This window comes from Streptomyces sp. NPDC058086 (assembly GCF_042885015.1).
In the GTDB taxonomy this organism is placed as follows: Bacteria; Actinomycetota; Actinomycetes; order Streptomycetales; family Streptomycetaceae; genus Streptomyces.
In genome coordinates this window covers 43773-66694 of record NZ_JBHVST010000001.1, presented here as the reverse complement: position 1 = coordinate 66694, position 22922 = coordinate 43773, and the positions used below count along the sequence as shown (strand labels likewise).

Sequence of the window (22922 nt, the reverse complement as noted above, 5' to 3'; positions counted from 1 at the left end):
CCGCGGTCGCCCCCGCGTCTTTCACGCCACTCGGGTGGCTCCCGCGAACGGCATCTCGTCGACCGGCGCCAGCCGCACGGGCGCCGACGGGTTCGGGGCGTGGATCATCTGGCCGTTTCCGACGTAGATGCCCACATGGCTGATTCCCGAGTAGAAGAACACCAGGTCACCGGGGCGGAGTTCGGACCGCGAGACCCGGCGTCCGGCGTTGATCTGCGCGTACGTCGTGCGCGGCAGCGAGATGCCCGCGGCGCGGTACGCGGCCTGGGCCAGGCCCGAGCAGTCGAAGGCGTCGGGCCCGGTGGCGCCCCAGACATAGGGGCTGCCGAGCTTCCCGTAGGCGTACGCGACGGCCTCCGCCGCACGGGAGTTGGGCGCCGCGACGGAGCCGGGCGACGACACCGGGCCGAGGTCCCGCGCGGCGGAGCGCGAGGCGCGCTGCCCGGCGCTTCCCGTGCCCCCGGCCGCTCCCAGGTCCCCGAGCTGCGCGCGCTGCTCGTCGGTGAGCCGCGACAGCAGTTGCCGCGCCGTGTCCAGCTTCCCGGTGATCGTCTTCTTGGCCCGCTTCAGCTCCGCCTGACGCGACTTGAGTGAGGCCAGCTCGACATGCGCGGCCCCGCGCAGCTGCTCGATCTCCCGCAGCTGCTTGCGCACCCGGGCCACGGCCTCCGCCTGCCGGCTGCCGGCCCGCTCGGCGAACGCGGCCCCTTCCAGGTACTGGTCGGGGTTGTCGGAGAGCGCGAGTTGCAGCGCGGGGTCCAGGCCTCCGCTGCGGTACTGCGCGGCGGCGATCGAACCCAGCGCGTCCCGAGCGTCGTTGAGCCGGTCCTCCTTGCGCGCCGCCTCGTCGCGCAGCGCGTTCAGCCGCTGCTCGGCCTTGTCGGCCTTGTCCTTCGCGCCGTCGTACTTCTGGGTGGCGACCTCCGCCTCCTCGTACAACTTGTCCACCTTGGCCTTCACCTGTGCCGGCGACAGCTGCGGGTCCGCGTGCCCCGTCCCGTCGAAGCCCGTCGCCGTGGCCGCGCCCGCGAGGGCGATGGTGGCGGCTGTGCGGGCCGTGTTTCCACCGAGCGAGCGCTGTCTGGGCTTTCGGTGCGCTGCCACGAGGGCCCACATCCTTCCCGGAGACTTGCCTACGACCGCCGGGGACGAGCGCGGTCAGCGGGGGACACGTCCGGCGGCGGCCCCACACAGGGGGAGCGGGCCGCCGCCGGACCTTTCTCGGCGGTGGTGTCCGGCTGCCGCCCCTGGCCCGGGCGGCGGTGGGGAGCCGGTCACCTGGTGGAGGACGCTAAACCTGAGAGTGATGCCCCGGTAACGTCATGTACGGAAGTGGCGCCACTGGATCGCGGGGTGACCGCATCTGACCGTGATCCCGGCCCGGCGCCGTCGACTTCACGCGGTGTGATGACCGATGGGGCGGTTCCGGGGCAATCGGTGGTTCCCAGGTGGTAGTGGTCTACAGGGGGTGGGCCGGTGACAAGAGGGGTGAGGGCCGCCGATTAGGCTCCGGCTCCATGGACGTACTCATCCATCTCTTCGTCGGCCTGCACATCATCGGCATCGCCTCGCTCCTCGGTGGTTTCCTCACCCAGATGAAGGCGATGGGCCAGGGCACCGCCCGGTTCGTCCCCGCCATGCTGCACGGCGCGCTGACCATGCTGGTCACGGGCGTCGCCCTCGTCGGCCTCAACCAGGCCGACGACCACTCGGTCAACACCATCAAGATCGGCGTGAAGCTCGCCCTGCTGATCGTGATCCTCGGGCTCGTCTATGTGAAGCGGGACGACGAGAAGGTGGACAAGGGCCTGTTCGGGCTCGTAGGGCTGCTCACGACCGCGAACATCTTCATCGCGGTGCTCTGGACCTGACGGCTCCCCGAAGGCCCCCACGGACGGCTACGGCGCTTCCGGACACCCGACGGCTACGGCTCGTGCGGACGCCCGACGGCGCTACGGCTTCTGCGGCTCCTGAGGACGCCTGAGCGCTACGACCACCACCGCCAGCCACGCCGCGACCGAGATCCACAGCAGTACCTGCCCGAGCCCCCTGAGCCAGCCGACGCCGATGGCGGCCGCGACCGACAGCGCCGCCACCGCCGTCATTCCCAGCGGGAACACGGTCGCCCAGCGCAGCACGTCGTAGCGCGGTCGGGGCCACAGGGCCTCCGTCACGGCCAGCACGCAGTACGAGCCGAGGACGAGCACGAGCAGCGCCTCGGTCACCCAGCGCAGCACGCCGTTGTCGTCGTTGTTCCACAGGTAGATGTCCGCCTGGTACGCGAGGATCAGCTTCGACCCCGCCAGCGCCGAGATGGCGAGCGCGCCGCCCGCGACCCACTGGTCCCCGGCGCCCGTGGCGACCTCGCGGTAGTCGAAGTAGAACAGCGCCATCGTGTAGAGCAGGAGCCCCAGCCAGAACAGCACCAGCGCGGTGTGCGCGAGCCAGTCCGTGTGCGTCGCGGGGGCGAGCGTCGCGCCCAGCACCGCGAGCCCCTGCGTGGCCACACAGCCGAGGAACACCGCTCCGGGCATACGGGGCCGCCATTGCCGTACGACCAGGAGGAGCAGCCCCGGCCAGAGCGCCGCCGACAGGGCGAGCAGGGCCTCGGCCGGCACCTCCCACCCCAGTGTGACCAGCCGCGTGCCGAGCACGGTGGTCGCCGCGACCGCGGTGAGCGCGCTCGGTGTACCGGCCTCCGTCAGCCACCGCTCCCGCTCCCGCAGCAGCCGTACGACGAAGGCCGCGGCGAGCCCGAGCCAGCCGACGGCCGCGAGGGCCAGCACGATCCGGGACAGGATCTCGTAGCCGGTCTGCTCCAGCCCGATCGAGATGATGCCGGTGGCCAGGATCGCGGCTCCGGCGCCCGGCGGACTCTGCAGCCACCAGGTGCGCAGGCCGGTCCACCGGGTGCCGGGCGGGGAGATGGCTGACATGGGCCCGATGCTAAGGACCTTCGAGCGGGTTGGCGGCGGGCCACGCGCGCGTGGAGCTCGATGAGCCCCACGCGCGCGTGCCGGGCGCCGGGGCGTTAGGCCGGACGCACCACGCTGTGGATGATCGACTCGCCGCCGTAGAAGATCGACTCCTCGCGGACGTACGCGCCCGGCTTGGGGGCGTGGATCATCATGCCGTTGCCGATGTAGAGGCCGACGTGGCTGATGTCGTCGTAGAAGAAGACGAGGTCACCGGGCTTGATGTCGGAGAGCGGGACCGTCGTGCCCACGTTGACCTGGTCCCAGGTGGTACGCGGGAGATCGACGCCGGCGGCCTTCCAGGCGGCCTGGGTGAGGCCGGAGCAGTCGTAGGAGCCGGGCCCGGTCGCGCCCCAGACGTACGGCTTGCCGATCTGGGTGCGGGCGAAGGCGAGGGCCTTGTCGGCCTTGGCGGTGTACGAGGAGTCGGTGGTCGAACTCCCCGAGGTGCCCGAGGTGCCCGAGGTGCCGGTGGTCCCGGAGGTCGTCTGCTGCTGGGCGGCCGCCTCCTGGGCCTTCTTCTCCGCCGCGGCCTGCTGCTGGGCCAGCTCCGCCGCCTTGCGGTCGGCCGCTTCCTGCTGCTTCTTCTCGATCGCCGCGAGCCGGGCCTTCTCCTCGGCGGTCAGTTTCGAGAGCAGGTCGCGCGCCGCGGCGAGCTTGCGCTGCACGTCGGCCTTGGACGTCTTCAGCGCGCTCTGCGTCGTGGTGAGCGTCTGCAGGCTCTGGGAGGCCTCCGCGCGCTTCTTGGTGGTGGCGGCCTGCTCGGTGATGTAGTCGTCGACGGCCACCTTCTGGCGGCTGGTCAGCCGGTCCATCAGCTGGGTCTGGTCGAAGTAGTCCTGCGGGTTGTCGGCCAGCAGGAGGGTCGCGGTGTCGGGGGCGGCGGCGCCGGTGCGGTACTGCGCCGCGGCGAACGAACCCAGCTCCTCGCGCGCGGTGTTGAGCTTCTCGGTGCGCTGAGCGACGTCGTCGAGGAGGGAGTCGACGCGCTTGCGCTGCTGCGCGGTCTTCTCCCTGGTCGCGTTGTATTTCTCGGTCGCCGCCTCGGCCTGGTGGTAGAGGTCGTCGACCTTCTTCTCGACCTCTTCGACACTCGGCTTGGAATCGGCCGAGGGTGCGGCGTTCGCCGTCTGGGAGAGCAGGGCCACGGAGGTGAGGGCCGCCGTGGCGAGGGCGGGGGTCCGTATACCCGCTATGCGCGTACCCGTAGGACTCCACTTGCGGTGCGACGCCAAGAGAGGCGACTCCTTCCGTCTTCCGCCTACCGAGTTAGCTGTCGGGTTCGGGCGGGTGCTTCCGGAAGGTTTGCCCTACGGTCCTTGCCCCAGCGGACAGTTGGACCGATTCACCCCAAGGTCGGTTGGGTCCCCGGCTCCGGCTGCCGTACGGCGCACCGGACTCGGCGGAGGCCGCACGGCCCGGCGGTGTTCGCCGGTTGGGTCGAGCGGCCTGCCCGGCACGCTAGCCAACTCATAAGTGTTCTGTGAAGTTTGATGTGCGATATGCCCGATACATTTTCGTGACCTTGACCTTGGGGGTCATTGATCGTGGCTGACCGTAATGAAGCGATCCTGAACGGTGACGGCGTCCCGTGCGGGAAAGGAATCGTGCGCGGTCGCGGAAAAACCGGTCGGGTTTCCAGGGTGGCCGCGGGTTGTCAGTGAGGCCGCCTAGACTCGGAGAGCGATGAGCAGCCTCTTTGATGACAGCTTTCTGGCGGACCTCCAGCCTTCCGGGGCCCACGAGGAAGAGCCCCCGCCGCCGCCCGAGGACGGGGCACCGGAGCCGCTTCCGGACGACCTGTTCGGTGGCCGCTTCGACGTGCCCGCGAGCCGGGACGCCTTCTACCGCGACGGCGCGCCCCGCCCCGCCGTGGACCCGGCGGCCCTGCTGGACGGGCTGAACGAGAACCAGCGCGCGGCCGTGGTGCACTCCGGCTCCCCGCTGCTCATCGTGGCCGGCGCGGGCTCCGGCAAGACCCGGGTGCTCACCCACCGCATCGCCCATCTGCTGGGCGAGCGTCATGTCCACCCCGGCCAGATCCTCGCGATCACCTTCACGAACAAGGCCGCGGGTGAGATGAAGGAGCGCGTCGAGCAGCTCGTCGGCCCGCGCGCGAACGCGATGTGGGTGATGACCTTCCACAGCGCGTGTGTGCGGATCCTGCGCCGCGAGAGCAAGAAGCTCGGCTTCACCTCCTCGTTCTCGATCTACGACGCCGCCGACAGCAAGCGGCTGATGGCGCTCGTCTGCCGTGACCTGGATCTCGATCCCAAGCGCTTCCCGCCCAAGTCCTTCAGCGCCAAGATCTCGAACCTGAAGAACGAGCTGATCGACGAGGAGGACTTCGCCACCCAGGCCGCCGACGGCTTCGAGAAGACCCTCGCCCAGGCTTACGCGATGTACCAGTCGCGGCTGCGCGAGGCCAACGCGCTCGACTTCGACGACCTGATCATGACCACGGTCAACCTGCTGCGCGCCTTCCCGGACGTCGCCGAGCACTACCGGCGCCGCTTCCGCCACGTCCTGGTCGACGAGTACCAGGACACGAACCACGCGCAGTACGCCCTGGTCAGGGAGCTCGTCGGCCCGGCCGTCGGTGACCGGCCCGAGGACGCGCCGCCCGCCGAGGGCGAGCTCGGGCCCGCCGAGCTGTGCGTCGTGGGCGACGCCGACCAGTCGATCTACGCCTTCCGCGGCGCGACCATCCGCAACATCCTCCAGTTCGAGGAGGACTACCCGGACGCGACGACGATCCTGCTGGAGCAGAACTACCGCTCCACCCAGACGATCCTGTCCGCCGCCAACGCGGTCATCGAGCGCAACGAGTCCCGCCGCCCCAAGAACCTGTGGACCAACGCGGGCGCCGGTTCGAACATCACCGGCTATGTCGCCGACACCGAGCACGACGAGGCCCAGTTCGTCGCCGACGAGATAGACCGTCTCACCGACGCGGGCGAGGCCAGGGCGGGCGACGTCGCCGTCTTCTACCGGACGAACGCCCAGTCCCGTGTCTTCGAAGAGATCTTCATCCGCGTCGGCCTGCCCTACAAGGTCGTCGGCGGCGTCCGCTTCTACGAGCGCAAGGAGGTCCGGGACGTCCTCGCGTACCTGAGGGTCCTGGCCAACCCCGAGGACTCGGTCCCGATGCGCCGCATTCTGAACGTTCCCAAACGCGGCATCGGCGAGCGCGCCGAAGCCATGATCGACGCGCTCTCGCAGCGCGAGAAGATCAGCTTCTCGCAGGCGCTGCGCCGCGTCGACGAGGCGTACGGGATGGCGGCGCGGTCGACGAACGCCGTGAAGCGGTTCAACACGCTCATGGAGGACCTCCGCACGATCGTCGAGTCCGGCGCGGGCCCGGCGACCGTCCTGGAGGCGGTGCTCGAGCGCACCGGCTACCTCGCCGAGCTGCAGGCCTCGACCGACCCGCAGGACGAGACCCGGATCGAGAACCTTCAGGAGCTCGCCGCCGTGGCCCTGGAGTTCGAGCAGGAGACCGGCGAGGGCGAGGGCGAAGGCACGGGGGCGGCTGCGGGTACGGCGGATGCCGGTGCCGGTGCCGGTGCGGCTGCGGGTGCTGGTACGGCGTCCGGTGGGCTCTCCGCGTTCCTGGAGCGGGTCGCGCTCGTCGCCGACTCCGACCAGATCCCGGACGAGGAGGACGGCAACGGCGTCATCACCCTGATGACCCTCCACACCGCCAAGGGCCTGGAGTTCCCGGTCGTCTTCCTCACCGGCATGGAGGACGGCGTCTTCCCGCACATGCGCGCGCTGGGACAGGTCAAGGAGCTGGAGGAGGAGCGGCGCCTCGCGTACGTCGGCATCACGCGCGCGCGGGAGCGGCTGTACCTCACCCGTTCGTCCATGCGCAGCGCCTGGGGCCAGCCCTCCTACAACCCGCCGTCCCGTTTCCTGGAGGAGATCCCGGAGACGCACCTGGAGTGGAAGCGCACCGGCGCGACCGCTCCCGTGTCCTCGGGGCCCGTCTCCGGTGTGGCCGCCTCGCTGTCGTCCTCGCGTTCGCGGTCCGCGGCGTCCGGCGCCTCCGGCTTCGCGACGCGCCGCGGGATCTCCGAGAAGCCGGTGGTCTCGCTGGCGGTCGGCGACAGGGTCACCCATGACCAGTTCGGCCTGGGCACCGTGGTCGGCGTGAAGGGAACGGGCGCGAACGCGGAGGCGACGGTCGACTTCGGCGAGGCGAAGCCGAAGCGGTTGCTGCTGCGGTACGCGCCGGTGGAGAAGCTGTAGTTCTACGGGTTCTACGGGGCGGCAGCTCGGAGCCCGGCGACGGCGTTCGGTCACGTCGTCGGGTGAGTCGGGTGAGGAGCCGGTGGGTTACGTCGGGTCCAGGCCGTGGCTGCGCAGCCACGGCAGCGGGTCGATCGCCGAACCGCCCGCGGGGCGGACCTCGAAGTGCAGGTGCGGACCGGTCGAGTTGCCGGAGTTCCCGGAGAACGCGATCTGGTCACCGGCCTTCACGACCGTCCCCGACGGCACCTTGTAGCTGGAGAGGTGGCAGTACCAGGTCTCCGTGCCGTCCATCGCGGTGACGATCGCCATGTTCCCGTACGCGCTGTTCCACTGCGTCCGTACGGTGCCGTCGGTCGCGGCCATCACCGGCGTGCCGTACGACACCGGGAAGTCGATGCCCGTGTGCACGGACATCCAGTTGATGCCGGCCTGGCCGAAGTAGGCGCTGAGGCCCTTCTGCGTGACCGGGAGCACGAATTTCGGCCGCAACCGCTCCTTGCGGGCCGCCTCCGCCGCCGCCTTCTGCTTCTCGGCGGCCTGCTGAGCCTTGAGGTCGATACGTTCCTGCGTCCGGCTGGCCCGGTCGGCGAAGTCGTCCGCGCCCGCGGAGAGGCTCTGGAGCTGGGTGTCCAGTTTGTTGTTGGCGGCCGACGGCTTCACCGCGGTCCCGTCGGACGCGCTGAGGGTCGTGTTGTCCTTGCTGTCGTTCCCGCCGATGGTGCCCACGGAGGCGGCGGCGATTCCCGCGACCCCCATCACGCAGGCCGAGGGAACCGCGACGGTCAGCAAGGCGGAACGCTTCGCCGGGGTGCGCCGCCGGGAACGGGACGCGGACCGGTTCGCGGCACGGGGGGCCGGAATGACCTCTTCCATGTCCTCGAGCAGCGGCGCGTCCTGCGCGTCACCGGCGTCCTCGAACTCGTCCTCCGCGGCGCCGGGTTCCTCGTACGACACCTGCTCGAAGGCCGCGGTCGCCTGCTGGTCGAAGGGCCGGTCGTGGACGTCGGACTCGGCCACCGGCTGATGCTCGTAGGCCTCGGCGGCGAGCTGCTGCTCATACGACTCGGCCTGCTGGTGCTGCTCGTACCCCTCGTAGGGGTCGTGTTCGCCCGCGGTGTTCCACTGCGTGGCGTCGTACGCGCCCGTCTCCTGGGTGTGCGCGGTCCACTGCTGGGTCTGGCCGGTCTGTTCGGCCTGGAGCCAGGCGGCCGCGTCCCACTGGCCGGTGCCCTCGGGGCCCGGGTGCTGCGCGGGGATGTTGGCGAGCTGCTGGTATCCGCTCGCCCAGGCGGTCGTGTCGTAGGCACCGGTGTCGTACGCGGCCTGGTGCTGTGCGGCGTACGGGTCGTAGTGCGGGGTCTGGTGGCTGCCGGTGCTCCACTGCGTGGCGTCGTACGAACCCGTGCCGTCGCCGCCCGACATGTCGCCGAAGAGGGGGTCCGCCGCGAAGGTCGAGGTCTCGAAACCCGTGGTCTCGAAGCTTCCGGTCGCGTAGGTACCGGTGGTGGCGTAGCCGTCGTACGAGGTGAAGTCGCCGTACTGGGCTTCCTGGCCACCGTACGACGCATAGGGCGCCGCGGCGGCATCGGAGGCCGGAGCCGGGGGCGTTACGGTCCCCGACGGGTGACGGTCGTTCACCAACTTCTCTTTCGCCTCGACAACAGGGGCTGGCAGAGCAGTGCGGTGACTGTACCCGGCGGTACGCGGGCGCGACAATCTTCGGCAGGTTTCCTCCACTCGGGAAACGGGCATTCGGCCGTGTTTCGGGGGAGGGCGGGCACGGCTTTGGCCTGGCGTTCGATTGCCGTTCGATGTTGAGGGTGTTCCGCGGAGGCGTTACGCCACTGTCAGACCCCCTGTCAGACCCCCGGTTTCGGCGGCGGGCGCGGCGGTGGGGCGGGCCTGCGTCTCCTCGAAGTCGAGTGCCTGCCGTATCCCGGCGGCGACCGCGGGGTGGACCGGCAGGGCGAGATGTCCGATTCCGCTCACTTGGACGCTCTGCGCGAGCAGGTCCGGATGGTCGATGGAGGCGGTCTCCAGCGGGTCCATCAGGTGGTCGAGGTCGCTCCAGAAGCTCACGAACTGCGTACGGCAGTCGGGCGCGGGCTTGCGCAGCTCCTCGATCACCTCCGAACCCGGACGCATCTGACGGACGATCGGGTGCGCGTTCATCAGCGGAATGACCTTCGTGCCCGCGTGCGGCGTGCCGAGCGTGACCAGGGTGCGGACGCGCAGGTCTCCGCCGAGGCGCTGGACGTAGTAGCGGGCTATCAGTCCGCCGAGGCTGTGGCCCACTATGTCCACCTGATCGCGCCCGGTGCGCTCACATATGTCCTCTATATGCCGTCCGAGCAGCTCCGCGGCGGCGCGGATGTCGTGTGTCAGTGGCGAGTAGTTGAGCGACTCGATGTGCTGCCTGCCGTGCTGGGCGAGGTTGCGGCGCAGCAGCACGAAGACCGAACGGTTGTCGATGAAGCCGTGCAGCAGCACGACCGGCGGCTTGGTCCCGGTGGGCAGCCGGGGCGCGTCGGGCGGGGGGAGTGCGGAGGTGCCGCGGCGCTCCTGGGTGATGCCGGACGGATAGAGGAGGAGGTGCCCGGCGAGGATGGCGATCTCCAGGGCCGTCGCCTTCAACAGGGCCACCGAGAGCCCGGTCAGTCTGCTGGGCAGCAGACGCCGGTGGAGAGGGAGAAAGGGCAACTCAGCCCCGGTGACCTTCATGGCCGACCTCCAGTCGGCACGCGACGGGACCGCTTTGTCCCCCGTGTGCCCTCGTGGAAAGCCGCGGTGGCGATGCCGGTGGCGATGGCGTGGGCGGTGGCCGACGGTGCGTCCGTGGCGTGTGGTGCGCCGGTGACGCGACGGGATTCCCTGCCGTCGTGCTCCCGCCGATGCGCCGCACCGCCGTCGCGCCTCCCTGATGCGACGGTGGTGCTGCCACCTGTTGGCGGCTCTCCTTGCGCAGGCTCCGGCCACGGCCCGCGCGACGCAGATCCCTGCGGCGCGTGTGCCGCAGAGACGCGGAGCGGTGCGCGGCGAATGTGTCCCACCGTGTGATTTCCCCCTCGGTCTTCAGCGGGAAACTGTGGTTTGCACGGATCTGACGATAACGTTCGTTCACTTCCCCTGCCGGTGCGGCGCGGGGCGGTCGATGAAGTCCGTTCATGGAGGCAGTGATGGGTGTGGCAGCCGGTCCGATCCGCGTGGTGGTGGCCAAGCCGGGGCTCGACGGCCACGATCGCGGGGCCAAGGTGATCGCGCGGGCGCTGCGCGACGCCGGTATGGAGGTCATCTACACCGGGCTCCACCAGACCCCGGAGCAGATCGTCGACACCGCGATCCAGGAGGACGCCGACGCGATCGGCCTCTCGATCCTCTCCGGTGCCCACAACACACTGTTCGCCGCCGTCATCGATCTCCTCAAGGAGCGCGACGCGGAGGACATCAAGGTCTTCGGCGGCGGGATCATTCCCGAGGCGGACATCGCGCCGCTCAAGGAGAAGGGCGTCGCCGAGATCTTCACGCCGGGCGCGACGACCGCGTCGATCGTGGAGTGGGTCCGGGCGAACGTGCGCCAGCCGGCGGGCGCGTAGCGCCTCTCCTGCGGGGGAGCCGTCCCGACGGCTCGTGGGGCGGCTGCGGGTGGGTGGGGGCTGGTCGCGCAGTTCCCCGCGCCCCTCAAGGGGCGCTCCTGTCAGCGCGGACCCGCACCATCCAGCTCCGAGGACATCACCGCGCGCAGACGCAGTGTGGTGACGAGGCGTTGGAAGGCCTCCGCCCAGTAGCCACCGGCACCGGGCGCCGCGTTCTCCGGCTCGTCGGCGACCGCCGTGAGTCCCTCCAGCCGCCCCGCCTCCGCCGGATCCAGGCACCGCTCGGCCAGCCCCATCACCCCACTGAAGCTCCATGGATAACTCCCCGCGTCCCGCGCGATATTGAGCGCGTCGACCACAGCCCGTCCCAGGGGCCCCGCCCACGGCACCGCGCAGACCCCGAGCAGCTGGAACGCCTCGGACAACCCGTGCGTGGCGATGAACCCGGCCACCCACTCGGCCCGCTCGGCGGAGCCCAACGTGGCGAGCAGTTTCGACCGCTCCGCCAGTGACACCGCCCCCGGCCCGCCGGCCTCCGGAGCCGACGGCGCACCGAGGAGCGCCCGGGACCAGCCCGGGTCCCGCTGCCGTACCGCCGCCCGGCACCACGCGGCATGCAGCTCGCTCTGCCAGTCGTCCGACACCGGAAGCGCCACGATCTCCTCCGGCGTACGTCCGCCGAGCCGTCGCGACCATGTCCCGAGCGGCGCTGCTTCGACCAACTGGCCCAGCCACCACGACCGTTCCCCTCGTCCCGCCGGAGCTTTCGGTACAACACCGTCGCGCTCCATGCTCGCGTCGCACTCGTGCGGCGCCTCGACGACGATCGAGGGTGTGCCCTGCGTCCGGTCGACGGCCACGCACGAGCCGGCCCGCGCCCCCATCCGCGCGGCGAGCGCCGAACCGGGCAGCGCGGACAGCAGTTCCGCCGCCGTGGCCCGGACGTTGCGGCTCCGGTCGGCGAGCGCCCGCTCCAGGAACGGTTCATCCGCCGCGCACAGTCCGGAGCGCAAGGAGTCGAGGAACATCAGCCGGTCCTCGGCCCGCTCGGTCGCCCAGGTGGTGGCGAGCAGCTCGCGCGCGGCCCTGGGGTCCTGGGCCCGTATCGATGTGAGCAGTGCGACCCGCTCGGCGAAGAGTCCCTCCTGCCAGAGCTGTTGCGCGCGCCCGGGGTCCTCCGGGCCGGGCAGCGCGGTGCCGCCGCCGGGCAGCGAACGCAGGGCGAAGCGCCACTCCGGGTTCAGCCGGGCGAGCCACAGGGCGCGCGGCCCCGCGAAGGCCAGGGCCGCCGGCCGCAGGTCCGTACGGCCCCGGGCCGCGTCGAGGAGCGCGGGCAGTGTCTCCGGGGGCGGCGCGAAACCCCGCGCGTTCGCCAGCGCGAGCCACTGCGGGAGCAGCTCCATGAGGTCGGGTGCCGTGCCCCTGCGGCCACCGCCTCCCGCGCCGGGCCGGTCCGCCAGCAGCGTCGTGAGGCGGTGGGCCGCGGCGGACGGGAGGGCCGGTCGTGGGTCGGGCGCGGCGGGCTCGGGACGGGCGGCCGCCCGCGCGGCCCGTACCCCGGCCCGCCGCCGCAGGGTTTCCACGGCGGCCGCGTCCAGCAGGGCCACCGGCGCCTCGCGCCCGGCGGCCCAGGCCGGAGGCGGGCGCCGCTCGGTCCCGAGCAGGGCCATCGTGACGAGCTCCTCCCAGGAACCCCCGACGGGTGCGCCCGCGGAAGCGGAGGTCGTGTTCATGAGCGTCCTTTCCGTGGGGAGGCGGTGGTGAGAACGGAAGCGGTGATGCGAGCGACGGAGGTCGGGCGGGTGATGCGGGTGGTGCCGGTGATGCTGATGGTGCGGGTCGTGCGGGTCGTGCGGGCGGTGCCGGCGGTGTGGGCCGTGCCGGTGGTCAGCACAGTGACACCGGCTCTCCGTCGCCCTCCGGCCAGGCCGTCAGGGGAGTGAAGCCTTGGTGGCCGCACTCTCCGAAGACCGTGACGGGGGCGCCGCCGGAGAGGGCGGCGAGGCGCCACAGGCCGGGTCGGGAGAGAAGGGAAGGGGCGATCGGGAGTCCGAAGTCACCCTCGGCGTCCGCCAGTTGCCAGGTGTCGTCGACGGGGGTGGGTATCACCCGGGCCAGCGTGACCGGCTGGGAGTCGAGCCAGGGGTCGGCCCGCAGGGCCTCGCCGAAGCGGGCCGCCGCCTGGGGTGTGGTCAGCCCCGGCGGTCGTGTCCGCGCGGGGGCGGGCGGCGTGAACCGCTCGCCCAGGGCCGCTCGGAGCTGTCCGGCGCCCGGATACGCGGACACCTCCGCCTCGAAGGCCAGCCCCACCGGCAGCGTCAGCTCCGGCGCGCGGCCGGCGGCCCCATAGGAGAGGAGCAGCACGGTGCGGTCGGTCTCCGCGCCGTGGAGCCAGATCCTGCGGGTCGTGAGCCGGGTGTCCGCCGTGTCGTACTGGGCGAGGACCAGCCAGCGGTCCCGCACCGGCGGCCCGTCCGCCGAACCGGGCAGCCCCACCCGCGAGCGAACCGTCGCGGCCAGATCGTCCGGCAGCCGCTCACGACGCAGCCAGCCCTGGTCGAGGAGATGGAGCAGCGCGCATTCCTCCAGCAGCCGCACCGGCCAGCCGGGTCCGGAGGAGGGAATCGCCCCCAACTCCCTGACCCGCGCGGCCAGTCCGGGCGCCTGCGCGTCGACCATGCGGGCCGCCGTCTCCTCCCACATCCCGTACCCCGCCTGCTCGGCCGACGCGAGGCCGCCCCGCAGCAGGTCCGCCAACCGCTGCTCCAGCTCCGCCGCCCCCGCGGTGATCCGCTCGGCCCGCCGCTGCGCCCTGCGCCGCGCCGCCTCCGGATCGCTCGGTGACGCCGTCCCAGATGCCCCGCCCGTCGTCCCCTTCTCCCCCGCTCGCTCTCGTCTCCCCTCTATCCACTGCTCCGCCCAGTCCGGCGCCGGCCCCCGCGACACCGAACCGTCCTCGCCCGCCCAGAGCAGCAGCAGTCCCAGCGCGTGCTTGCACGGGAACTTCCGGCTCGGGCAACTGCACTTGTACGCGGGCCCGGTGGAGTCCGCGATGTCGATGACCGTCTGATAAGGCCTGCTGCCGCTTCCCCTGCACAGTCCCCATACCGTCCCCTCGTCAGAACTGCCTGCCTCCGACCACGGCCCGGCCGCGCCGAGCTTGCTGCCGGCCGTACGTGACGCGGCGTCAGGCGCCAGTGCCAGCACCTGATCCGCCGTCCAGCGCACCCCCTGCTGAGTCATGTCATCGAAGGTAGGTCCCGCCACTGACAATCGACCTTCGCGAGAGCATTTGCGCAGGTCAGAGCGCATTGTCAGTGGCGTGGTGCACGGTGGAACCAGATCCGAACCGGCCGAGCCGGAGGGGGAGCGAGCCATGTCTGTGCGCGTTGAGTCCGTTGAGTCCGTTGAACCGACGACCGTCCGTCCGCCCGTGAGCGAGGGCCTGGGCGAAGGTGTGAGCGCAAGCGTGAGCGAGAGTGCGGGCGAGGCGCTGCGACCACATGCCGAGCACGCCTTCGCCGCCGAACTCGCCGCGCTGGCCGCGCAGGACGACCGGCCGCGGCCCGCCCGCTGGCGGATGTCGCCATGGGCGGTGGCGACCTATCTGCTGGGTGGCACGCTGCCGGACGGCACGGTGATCACACCGAAGTACGTGGGACCGCGCCGCATCGTCGAGGTCGCCGTCACCACGCTCGCCACCGACCGCGCCCTGCTTCTGCTCGGCGTGCCCGGCACCGCGAAGACCTGGGTGTCCGAGCACCTGGCCGCGGCGGTCAGCGGCGACTCGACCCTGCTGGTGCAGGGCACAGCCGGCACACCGGAGGAGGCGATCCGGTACGGCTGGAACTACGCGCAGCTGCTGGCCCACGGCCCCAGCCGCGACGCGCTCGTGCCGAGCCCGGTCATGCGCGCCATGGCCGAGGGCATGACGGCCAGGGTGGAGGAGCTGACCCGCATCCCGGCGGACGTGCAGGACACGTTGATCACGATCCTGTCGGAAAAGGTCCTGCCGATACCGGAGTTGGGCCAGGAGGTGCAGGCCGTCCGCGGCTTCAACCTGATCGCCACCGCCAACGACCGCGACCGCGGGGTGAACGAGCTGTCCAGCGCCCTGCGCCGCCGCTTCAACACGGTGGTGCTGCCCCTGCCGGAGAGCGCGGACGCCGAGGTCGACATCGTCTCGCGGCGCGTGGACCAGATCGGCCGCTCCCTCGACCTGCCCGCCGTGCCCGAGGGCATCGACGAGATCCGCCGTGTCGTCACCGTCTTCCGTGAGCTGCGCGACGGGGTCACGGCCGACGGGCGGACAAAGCTGAAGTCGCCCAGCGGCACGCTGTCCACCGCCGAGGCGATCTCGGTCGTCACAGGCGGCCTGGCCCTCGCCGCCCACTTCGGCGACGGCATCCTGCGCGCGTCCGACGTGGCGGCCGGCATCCTCGGCGCCGTCGTCCGTGATCCGGCCGCCGACCGGGTCATCTGGCAGGAGTACCTGGAGGCGGTCGTCCGCGAGCGGGACGGCTGGAAGGACTTCTACCGGGCCTGCCGGGAGGTGAGCGCATGACGACCTTCACGGCGGGGCCGTTGCTGCTGGGGGTGCGGCATCACGGCCCGGGGTCGGCCCGCGCCGTGCGGGCCGCGCTGGAGGCGGCGACGCCCGAAGTCGTACTGATCGAGGGACCCCCGGAGGCGGACGCGCTCATCCCGCTCGCCGCCGAGAAGGACATGCGTCCTCCCGTCGCACTCCTCGCCCATGTCATGGACGAGCCCGGCCACTCCGCCTTCTGGCCGCTCGCCGAGTTCTCCCCCGAGTGGGTGGCGATCCGGTGGGCCCTGGAGCACGGGGTCCAGGCCCGCTTCATCGACCTCCCGGCGACCCACACGCTGGCGTGGGGGAGGGAAGAGGAGAAGGAGGCGGCGGAGGAGGAGAAGAGGCAAGGAGGGCAAGGAGGGAAAGGGGAGAAGGGGGAGAAGAGGGAAAGGGGGGAGAAGGGGGAGCGGGAGGCCGGTGTATCCGACCGTTCCGTCGTTGCGGACGTGCGGATCGACCCCCTCGCGGTCCTCGCGGAGACGGCCGGTTACGACGATCCCGAGCGCTGGTGGGAGGACGTGGTCGAGCACCGGGGCGGGGCGGGGAGCGGGGCCGACCCGTTCGCGCCGTTCACCGTGCTGGAGGAGGCGATGGGGGCACTGAGGGAGGCCTACGGAGTCGGGGGACACGACCGGGACCTGGTGCGCGAGGCGTACATGCGGCTCCAGATGCGGGCGGCGCAGCGGGAGTTCGGGGACGAGGTGGCCGTGGTGTGCGGGGCCTGGCACGTGCCCGCGCTGCGGCAGAAGACGACCGTGGCCGCCGATCGGGCGCTGCTCAAGGGGCTCCCCAGGGCCAAGGCCGACATGACGTGGGTGCCGTGGACGCACCGGAGGCTGTCGCGGGTCAGCGGGTACGGCGCGGGCATCGACTCGCCGGGTTGGTACGGGCATCTGTTCGCCGCCCCGGACCGTCCCGTCGAGCGCTGGATGACGAAGGTGGCGAGACTGCTGCGCGACGAGGACCGGATGGTGTCGTCCGCGCACGTCATCGAGGCGGTACGGCTGGCCGACACGCTCGCCGCCATGCGCGGTCGCCCACTGCCCGGGCTGACCGAGACCACCGATGCCGTACGGGCGGTGATGTGTGAGGGCTCGGACGTGCCGCTGGGGCTCGTGCACGACCGGCTCGTGGTCGGCGATGTGCTGGGCGAGGTGCCTCAGTCCGCTCCCGCGGTGCCGTTGCAGCGCGACCTCGCGCGTGCGCAGAAGCGGTTGCGGCTCAAACCCGAGCCGATGGAGCGGGAGTTGGAGCTGGATCTGCGGGGGGAGACCGACGCCGGGCGGAGCAGACTCCTGCACCGGCTGCGGCTGCTCGGTATCGCGTGGGGGGAGCCCACCGCCACGCGCGGCAGCACCGGCACCTTCCGGGAGACCTGGCGGCTGCGCTGGGAGCCGGAGCTGTCCGTGCGGGTCGCCGAGGCCGGGGTCTGGGGCACGACGGTGCTGTCGGCGGCGACCGGCAAGGCCGAGGCGGACGCCGTCGCCGCGCACGCCCTGGCCGACGTCACGGCACTGGCCGAGCGCTGTCTGCTCGCCGAACTCCCGGACGCGCTGCCCGTGGTGATGCGGGTCCTCGCCGACCGGGCCGCGCTGGACGCGGATGTCGGCCACCTCGCCCAGGCTCTGCCCGCGCTGGTCCGCTCCCTGCGGTACGGCGATGTGCGCGGCACGGACACACACGCCCTCACGGACGTCGCCGTGGGCCTCGCCGAGCGGATCTTCGTCGGGCTCCCACCGGCCTGCACGGCCCTCGACGCCGAGGCCGCCGAGCACATGCGACGCCATGTGGACGCGGTCCACGGCGCGGTGGGATTGCTGGGGGAGCCCGGCACGCCGGCCTCCGGCGGGATGCGTGAGCGCTGGCACTCAGTGCTCCGGGTGCTGGCCGGGCGGGACACCGTGCCGGGGGTGATCCGTGGGCGAGCGGTACGACTGCTGCTGGACGAAGGGGAGTTGGGGCAGGACGAGGCCGCGCGGCTCATGGGTCTCGTGCTGTCGCCGGGTACGGAGCCGGGGGACGCGGCCGCGTGGATCGAGGGGTTCGTCGGCGGTGGCTCCGGGGGCGGGATGCTGCTCGTGCACGACGAGCGGCTGCTCGGTCTGGTGGACGCGTGGCTGACCGGGGTGCCGGCGGCGGCGTTCACCGATGTGCTGCCGCTGCTGCGGCGCACGTTCTCGGCGTACGAGGCAGGAGTGCGCAGAACGCTGGGTGAGCTGGTCCGGCGCGGCCCGGGGGCGCGGGGGAGCGCCGAGGCCGCCGCGTCCGGCATACCCGGGTTCGCCCCCGACCTCGACCCCGAGCGCGCCGACGCGGTCCTGCCGGTGCTGAGCCTGCTGCTGGGGCTGGACGTGTCCTACGACGACGACTTTGCGGGGGTGGCCCGATGACAGCGGCACCTGAGGAAGCGACCGGCTCGAACGGGCCGGCCGGGTCGCCCGGACCCGCCGAAGTCGCCGAAGTCGCGGAAGTCGCCGGCGAGCGGCTGCGGCGGTGGCGGCTTGTGCTCGGGGGTGAGGAGGCGGACGGCACCGGATGCGTGCTCGCGGGGCAGGACGCGGCGATGGACGGGGCGCTCACCGCGTTGTACGGGAAGGGCGGCAAGGGGCGGTCCGGGCGGGACCGTTCGGCGGGGCTCGGGGCGTCGGCGCCGTCGGTCGCGCGCTGGCTCGGGGACATCCGGACGTACTTCCCCTCGTCCGTCGTGCAGGTCATGCAGCGGGACGCCATCGACCGGCTCGGGCTGTCCACCCTCCTGTTGGAGCCCGAGATGCTGGAAGCGGTCGAGGCCGATGTGCACCTGGTCGGCACGCTGCTCTCCCTCAACAAGGCCATGCCGGAGACGACGAAGGAAACGGCGCGGGCCGTCGTGCGCAAGGTCGTAGAGGATCTCGAGAAGCGGCTCGCGAGCCGCACGCGGGCGACTCTCACCGGTGCCCTCGACCGCAGTACGCGTATCAGCAGACCCCGTCACCAGGACATCGACTGGAACCGCACGATCGCGGCGAACCTGAAGCACTACCTGCCCGAGTACCGCACGATCGTGCCCGAACGGCTGATCGGCTACGGGCGTGCCTCGCAGTCCGTGAAGAAGGAGGTCATCCTCTGCATCGACCAGTCGGGATCCATGGCGGCGTCCGTCGTCTACGCCTCCGTGTTCGGCGCCGTCCTCGCGTCGATGCGGTCCATCGCCACCCGGCTCGTCGTCTTCGACACGGCCGTCGTCGATCTGACCGACCAGCTCGACGACCCGGTCGACGTCCTCTTCGGCACCCAGCTGGGCGGCGGTACGGACATCAACAGGGCGCTCGCGTACTGCCAGTCGCAGATCACCCGGCCCGCCGACACGGTGGTCGTGCTCATCAGTGACCTCTACGAAGGAGGCATACGCGACGAGATGCTCAAGCGGGTAGCGGCGATGAAGGCGTCGGGGGTGCAGTTCGTGACGCTGCTGGCGTTGTCCGACGAAGGGGCGCCCGCGTACGACCGTGAGCACGCGGCAGCGCTCGCGGCGCTGGGCGCACCAGCGTTCGCCTGTACGCCCGACCTGTTTCCCGAGGTGATGGCGGCGGCGATCGAGAAGCGCCCGCTCCCGATACCGGACACCGCGTGAGGAGAGGTGAGGAGACGTGAGGAGAGGTGAGGAAATGTGAGGGGACGTGAGGAGTGTGGGAAAGCGGACATGACTACCCATCGGTAGCAGTGGCGACAGGGGGCTTGCGCGACCTCAGGAGACCCGTGCGAGGATCGACGCCTCTTCCCGCCGCATGAAGGATCGCCCCGTCTTGACCCCGCCCGCCGCCGAACTGCCCTTCGCCGGTGCCGCTCTGCGCCTGACGCGCACGGCGGCCGGGCGGCGTGCGCTGCAACTGGCACTGCTGGTGGCCGGGTTGTTCGCACTCGGGCTCCTCTGCGGGGAGCGGGCGCATGCGGCGGACGGGGCGGGCGGGTTGGTGCCGACGGTTCCGGCGAGTTCGTCGGTACGGGTGGTGAAACCGGCTGCTCCGCTCCTGGTGGCGCACTCGGCGGCCCCGGCCGTCACTCACGTCACGGACAGCGTCACTCACGTCACGGACACCGTCACTCACGCGCACGTCACAGACACCGTCGCTCAGGTCGGCGGCACCGTCACCCGCGTGACCGACACCGTCCGGCACGTCGTAGGGCCGGTTGCCGACAGCGTCGTACGGCCGGTCGGTGATCTCGTGGAGACGGTGAACGGCGAGTTGGGCCAGGCGCCGCCGAAGACCCTGCCGACCCTTCCCTCGTTGCCCTCCAGGTCCTCTCTGCCTTCCCTGCCGGAGCTGCCCGGTCCGCCCGGTCCGCCCGCGCTTCCGGGTGCGGGGGGTCAGGTTCCGTCCGCCGGTGCGAGGCCCCATCAATCGGGTGCGGGTGCCGTGTCCTCGTCGTCGCACGCGGTGGTGCGGCATGCGGACGCCGGGCCCGTCGGCCCGACGTACTACGGCCCCACCCGCCTCGGTACGGACACCGACGGTGTCGCCGTGCGTGGCGAGCACCTAGGCGTGGCGCCGGGGCCCGACCGTCAGGCACCCCCCGGCGACCCCACGGGCGCGCTGGGCGGTCAGTCTGCCGTCGACAACGGCACGCCGCGCCACGGCGATCCTCATGCCGTCACTCCGAGCCACCGGGCGCCGCTACGGCTCGTGCCCGGCGTTCCCGCGGCGGTGACCGCGGCCGGAACCCGGGACAGGCACCGGGACATTCCAGTCTTCCCCGGCTAGGGCAGTCCTTCCCCCGCTGTCGACCTGCCGCGCGGGGGCGGAACAGGTCTGCCCGCCGTCCGGACCCTCTCCGGTCCCTGTCGGGACCCTCTCCGGTCCCTGTCGGGACCCTCTCCGGTCCCCGGACGGAAGCCCAGGACTCTCGGAAACCCGAAGGATCTGACGTACACATGAACAAGAACATCCGCCGTTCCCTCGTCATAGCCGCCGGTGTCACCGGCGCGTGGGCGCTCGGCTCCGCCGTCGCCAGCGCCGATGAGCTGCCCTCTTCGCCGGTGTCGCTGCCCGACGCGACCGTGGGCGACACAGGTACCGCCGCCACGGACACCGCCGCCACGGACACCGCCGCCACGGACACCGCCGCCACGGACACCGTCGGCACGGTGACCGGCGAGGTCGGCGACACCGCCGCCAAGACGGTGTCCACGGTCGAGGACACCGCCCGGACCGCCGTCACCCACCAGACCAAGAAGACCGCCCCCACGGTCACCCACCTTTCGGCCCCGCAGGACGAGGTCGACTACCTCTTCGGCCCGCTCTCGGCCTTCGCGCCGCAGCTGGACCGGAGCTCCGTCGACGAGACCACGTCGGCCGCCCTGCCGCCGGTCGCGGCCGACGCCGTACAGGGCGTCACCCCGGTTGTGCACCACGCCGTCGCGCAGGTCGCCGACGACACCGCCGCCTCCGTTCTGCCGCCCGTCGCCGCCACCGCCGTGCACGGCGTGGTCCCGGTCGCCGGGCAGGCGGTCGGGGACGCGGGCGCTCTGGCGTCCGGAGCGGTGGGCGGTGTGCGGCCGCTCGCGGGCGGGGTCGTGGCCGACGCGGGCACCCTCGCGCACGGCGTCACCGGCCAGGTGGACCCCTTCGCCCAGGGTGTCGTCGGCGCCGTACAGCCGGTCGCCGACCTCGTGCGGCCGGTCGTGGCGGGCATCGAGGGCAGCGCCACCGGTCTGGCCTATGGCGTCCAAGGGAATGTCGGCGGCTTCGCGGGGGGCGTCGTGGACGACGTGCGGCCGTTCGCCGGCGGCGTGGTCGGCCAGGCCGGCCCGCTCGCGGGACACGCGGTCACCGGTGTCCAGGGCGTGGCCGAGTCCGTCACACCGAGCTATCTGCACCACGCCCAGTACGGCGGCACCTACAGCGTCTGACCGCCCCTCCCGCTGTACCGCTGTCGCTGTACTGCTGTACCGCTGTACCCACCGACCGACTCCGCGGGGCCACGGTCCCGGACGGCCGAAATCCGTCGGCTGTGTCCGACCGGAATCCCGCGGATGGGGAGGGTGGTCCCCATTGGGGTGAGGACCACCCTCCCCGGGCCCCTCAGGGGCTGTTCGAGGGGCCTCACCAGGCAAACCCCAGCCTGGTGAGGCCCTGTCCCGGCCAGATCTGTGACAGGTATCACCGCTCAGGTGTGACCTGCGATTTAGGGACCCACGTCCTGCGGCGATAACCTGCGAGACGGACATGCCGCGCGCTCGGACATCGTGTGCGCCACCCTTGTGACAGCGGACGTCACGTTGCCCTTCGCGGCACGCCCACGCAGACAACGAACCGCGAGATCACTGATAGGGACGGACGCGCGTGGACCTGTTCGAGTACCAGGCGAGGGACCTCTTCGCCAAGCACGGTGTACCGGTGCTGGCCGGTGAAGTCATTGACACGCCTGAGGCAGCCCGCGAGGCGACCGAGCGTCTTGGCGGCAAGTCCGTCGTCAAGGCCCAGGTGAAGGTCGGTGGCCGAGGCAAGGCCGGCGGCGTCAAGCTCGCCGCCACCCCGGACGAGGCCGTCGCCCGCGCGACGGACATCCTCGGCATGGACATCAAGGGCCACACGGTCCACAAGGTGATGATCGCCGAGACCGCGCCCGAGATCGCCGAGGAGTACTACGTCTCGTACCTCCTCGACCGCACCAACCGCACCTTCCTCGCCATGGCGTCCGTCCAGGGCGGCGTGGAGATCGAGGTCGTCGCGGAGGAGAACCCCGAGGCCCTCGCGAAGGTCCCGGTCGACGCCAACGAGGGCGTCTCGATCGAGAAGGCCCGTGAGATCGTCGCCCAGGCGAAGTTCCCGGCCGAGGTCGCCGAGCAGGTCGCCGAGATCCTGGTGACGCTGTGGGACACCTTCATCAAGGAGGACGCCCTCCTCGTCGAGGTCAACCCGCTCGCCAAGGTCGCCGACGGCCGCGTCATCGCGCTCGACGGCAAGGTGTCCCTGGACGAGAACGCCGAGTTCCGTCAGCCGGAGCACGAGGCGCTGGTCGACCACGCCGCCGCCAACCCGCTCGAGGCGGCGGCCAAGGCCAAGAACCTCAACTACGTCAAGCTCGACGGCGAGGTCGGCATCATCGGCAACGGCGCGGGTCTCGTCATGAGCACCCTCGACGTCGTCGCCTACGCCGGTGAGAACCACGGCGGCGTCAAGCCCGCCAACTTCCTCGACATCGGCGGCGGCGCCTCCGCCGCGGTCATGGCGAACGGCCTGGAGATCATCCTCGGCGACCCGGACGTCAAGTCCGTCTTCGTCAACGTCTTCGGTGGCATCACCGCCTGTGACGAGGTCGCCAACGGCATCGTCCAGGCGCTCCAGCTGCTCAAGGACAAGGGCGAGGAAGTCACCAAGCCGCTGGTCGTGCGTCTGGACGGCAACAACGCCGAGCTGGGCCGCAAGATCCTGTCGGACGCCAACCACCCGCTGGTCCAGCGCGTGGACACCATGGACGGCGCGGCCGACAAGGCCGCCGAGCTCGCGGCTGCGAAGTAAGGGACGA

The 22922-nt window shown here is 71.6% G+C and carries 17 protein-coding genes and 1 riboswitch; of the genes, 9 read left to right on the top strand and 8 right to left on the bottom strand.

The genetic code is table 11. The features are described from left to right. Positions 1-21: 21 nt before the first annotated feature. On the bottom strand, positions 22-1104 hold the full coding sequence (locus ACFVWD_RS00280) for an NlpC/P60 family protein (protein WP_389592989.1): 1083 nt from the start codon (positions 1102-1104) through the stop codon (positions 22-24). 413 nt (positions 1105-1517) lie between these two features. Between ACFVWD_RS00280 and ACFVWD_RS00275 the strand changes: the two genes are divergently transcribed. Continuing rightward, positions 1518-1871 carry a hypothetical protein gene (locus ACFVWD_RS00275; protein WP_060901458.1) on the top strand — a complete coding sequence of 118 codons (354 nt, stop codon included), beginning with the start codon at positions 1518-1520 and terminating at the stop codon, positions 1869-1871. An 81-nt stretch (positions 1872-1952) separates the two neighbouring features. Here the strand turns inward: ACFVWD_RS00275 and ACFVWD_RS00270 are convergent, their stop codons facing one another. Continuing rightward, the gene (locus tag ACFVWD_RS00270) at positions 1953-2936 is read right to left on the bottom strand and encodes a tellurite resistance/C4-dicarboxylate transporter family protein (RefSeq protein WP_389592988.1); all 984 of its coding nucleotides are present in this window, start codon (positions 2934-2936) and stop codon (positions 1953-1955) included. A gap of 95 nt (positions 2937-3031) precedes the next feature. Beyond that, a complete protein-coding gene (locus tag ACFVWD_RS00265) occupies positions 3032-4210 on the bottom strand; it encodes an NlpC/P60 family protein (protein WP_389592986.1) in 1179 nt (392 codons plus the stop codon). A 7-nt stretch (positions 4211-4217) separates the two neighbouring features. Next, positions 4218-4390, bottom strand: a riboswitch (cyclic di-AMP (ydaO/yuaA leader). 271 nt (positions 4391-4661) lie between these two features. On the opposite strand from ACFVWD_RS00265, the gene ACFVWD_RS00260 reads away from it, so the two are divergent. Beyond that, on the top strand, positions 4662-7226 hold the full coding sequence (locus tag ACFVWD_RS00260; RefSeq protein ID WP_389592985.1) for an ATP-dependent DNA helicase: 2565 nt from the start codon (positions 4662-4664) through the stop codon (positions 7224-7226). A gap of 87 nt (positions 7227-7313) precedes the next feature. Here the strand turns inward: ACFVWD_RS00260 and ACFVWD_RS00255 are convergent, their stop codons facing one another. Next, positions 7314-8867 (bottom strand): peptidoglycan DD-metalloendopeptidase family protein, encoded by a 1554-nt coding sequence (locus ACFVWD_RS00255; RefSeq protein WP_389592983.1) that lies wholly within the window; start codon positions 8865-8867, stop codon positions 7314-7316. Between the two features lie 198 nt (positions 8868-9065). Next, positions 9066-9950, bottom strand: coding sequence for an esterase/lipase family protein (locus ACFVWD_RS00250; RefSeq protein WP_389592981.1), 885 nt, complete (start codon positions 9948-9950; stop codon positions 9066-9068). Positions 9951-10405: 455 nt separating this feature from the next. Between ACFVWD_RS00250 and ACFVWD_RS00245 the strand changes: the two genes are divergently transcribed. Beyond that, positions 10406-10822, top strand: coding sequence for a cobalamin B12-binding domain-containing protein (locus ACFVWD_RS00245; protein ID WP_067366859.1), 417 nt, complete (start codon positions 10406-10408; stop codon positions 10820-10822). A 101-nt stretch (positions 10823-10923) separates the two neighbouring features. On the opposite strand, the gene ACFVWD_RS00240 is transcribed toward ACFVWD_RS00245, so the two are convergent. The 3 genes from ACFVWD_RS00240 to ACFVWD_RS00230 are packed head-to-tail and all read right to left on the bottom strand — an operon-like array spanning position 10924 to position 14065. Next, positions 10924-12555: a DUF5691 domain-containing protein gene (locus ACFVWD_RS00240; RefSeq protein ID WP_389592980.1), complete on the bottom strand. Its 1632-nt coding sequence runs from the start codon at positions 12553-12555 to the stop codon at positions 10924-10926. Then, positions 12552-12716 (bottom strand): hypothetical protein, encoded by a 165-nt coding sequence (locus tag ACFVWD_RS00235; RefSeq protein ID WP_389592979.1) that lies wholly within the window; start codon positions 12714-12716, stop codon positions 12552-12554. Before ACFVWD_RS00235 ends, ACFVWD_RS00240 begins: the two co-directional genes overlap by 4 nt. Next, on the bottom strand, positions 12710-14065 hold the full coding sequence (locus ACFVWD_RS00230; RefSeq protein ID WP_389592977.1) for an SWIM zinc finger family protein: 1356 nt from the start codon (positions 14063-14065) through the stop codon (positions 12710-12712). Before ACFVWD_RS00230 ends, ACFVWD_RS00235 begins: the two co-directional genes overlap by 7 nt. Positions 14066-14198: 133 nt before the next feature. Between ACFVWD_RS00230 and ACFVWD_RS00225 the strand changes: the two genes are divergently transcribed. The 6 genes from ACFVWD_RS00225 (at position 14199) to sucC (ending at position 22915) form a co-directional block, all read left to right on the top strand. Beyond that, positions 14199-15386 (top strand): AAA family ATPase, encoded by a 1188-nt coding sequence (locus ACFVWD_RS00225; protein ID WP_389592975.1) that lies wholly within the window; start codon positions 14199-14201, stop codon positions 15384-15386. After that, positions 15383-17803: a DUF5682 family protein gene (locus tag ACFVWD_RS00220; protein WP_389592973.1), complete on the top strand. Its 2421-nt coding sequence runs from the start codon at positions 15383-15385 to the stop codon at positions 17801-17803. Before ACFVWD_RS00225 ends, ACFVWD_RS00220 begins: the two co-directional genes overlap by 4 nt. Further along, positions 17800-19026 carry a VWA domain-containing protein gene (locus tag ACFVWD_RS00215; RefSeq protein WP_389592972.1) on the top strand — a complete coding sequence of 409 codons (1227 nt, stop codon included), beginning with the start codon at positions 17800-17802 and terminating at the stop codon, positions 19024-19026. Before ACFVWD_RS00220 ends, ACFVWD_RS00215 begins: the two co-directional genes overlap by 4 nt. 172 nt (positions 19027-19198) lie before the next feature. Next, positions 19199-20155, top strand: coding sequence for a hypothetical protein (locus tag ACFVWD_RS00210; RefSeq protein WP_389592970.1), 957 nt, complete (start codon positions 19199-19201; stop codon positions 20153-20155). Between the two features lie 170 nt (positions 20156-20325). Continuing rightward, the gene (locus ACFVWD_RS00205; protein ID WP_389592968.1) at positions 20326-21303 is read left to right on the top strand and encodes a hypothetical protein; all 978 of its coding nucleotides are present in this window, start codon (positions 20326-20328) and stop codon (positions 21301-21303) included. Positions 21304-21736: 433 nt separating this feature from the next. Further along, positions 21737-22915: an ADP-forming succinate--CoA ligase subunit beta gene (sucC, locus tag ACFVWD_RS00200; protein WP_060901446.1), complete on the top strand. Its 1179-nt coding sequence runs from the start codon at positions 21737-21739 to the stop codon at positions 22913-22915. The last annotated feature ends 7 nt before the right edge of the window (positions 22916-22922 follow it).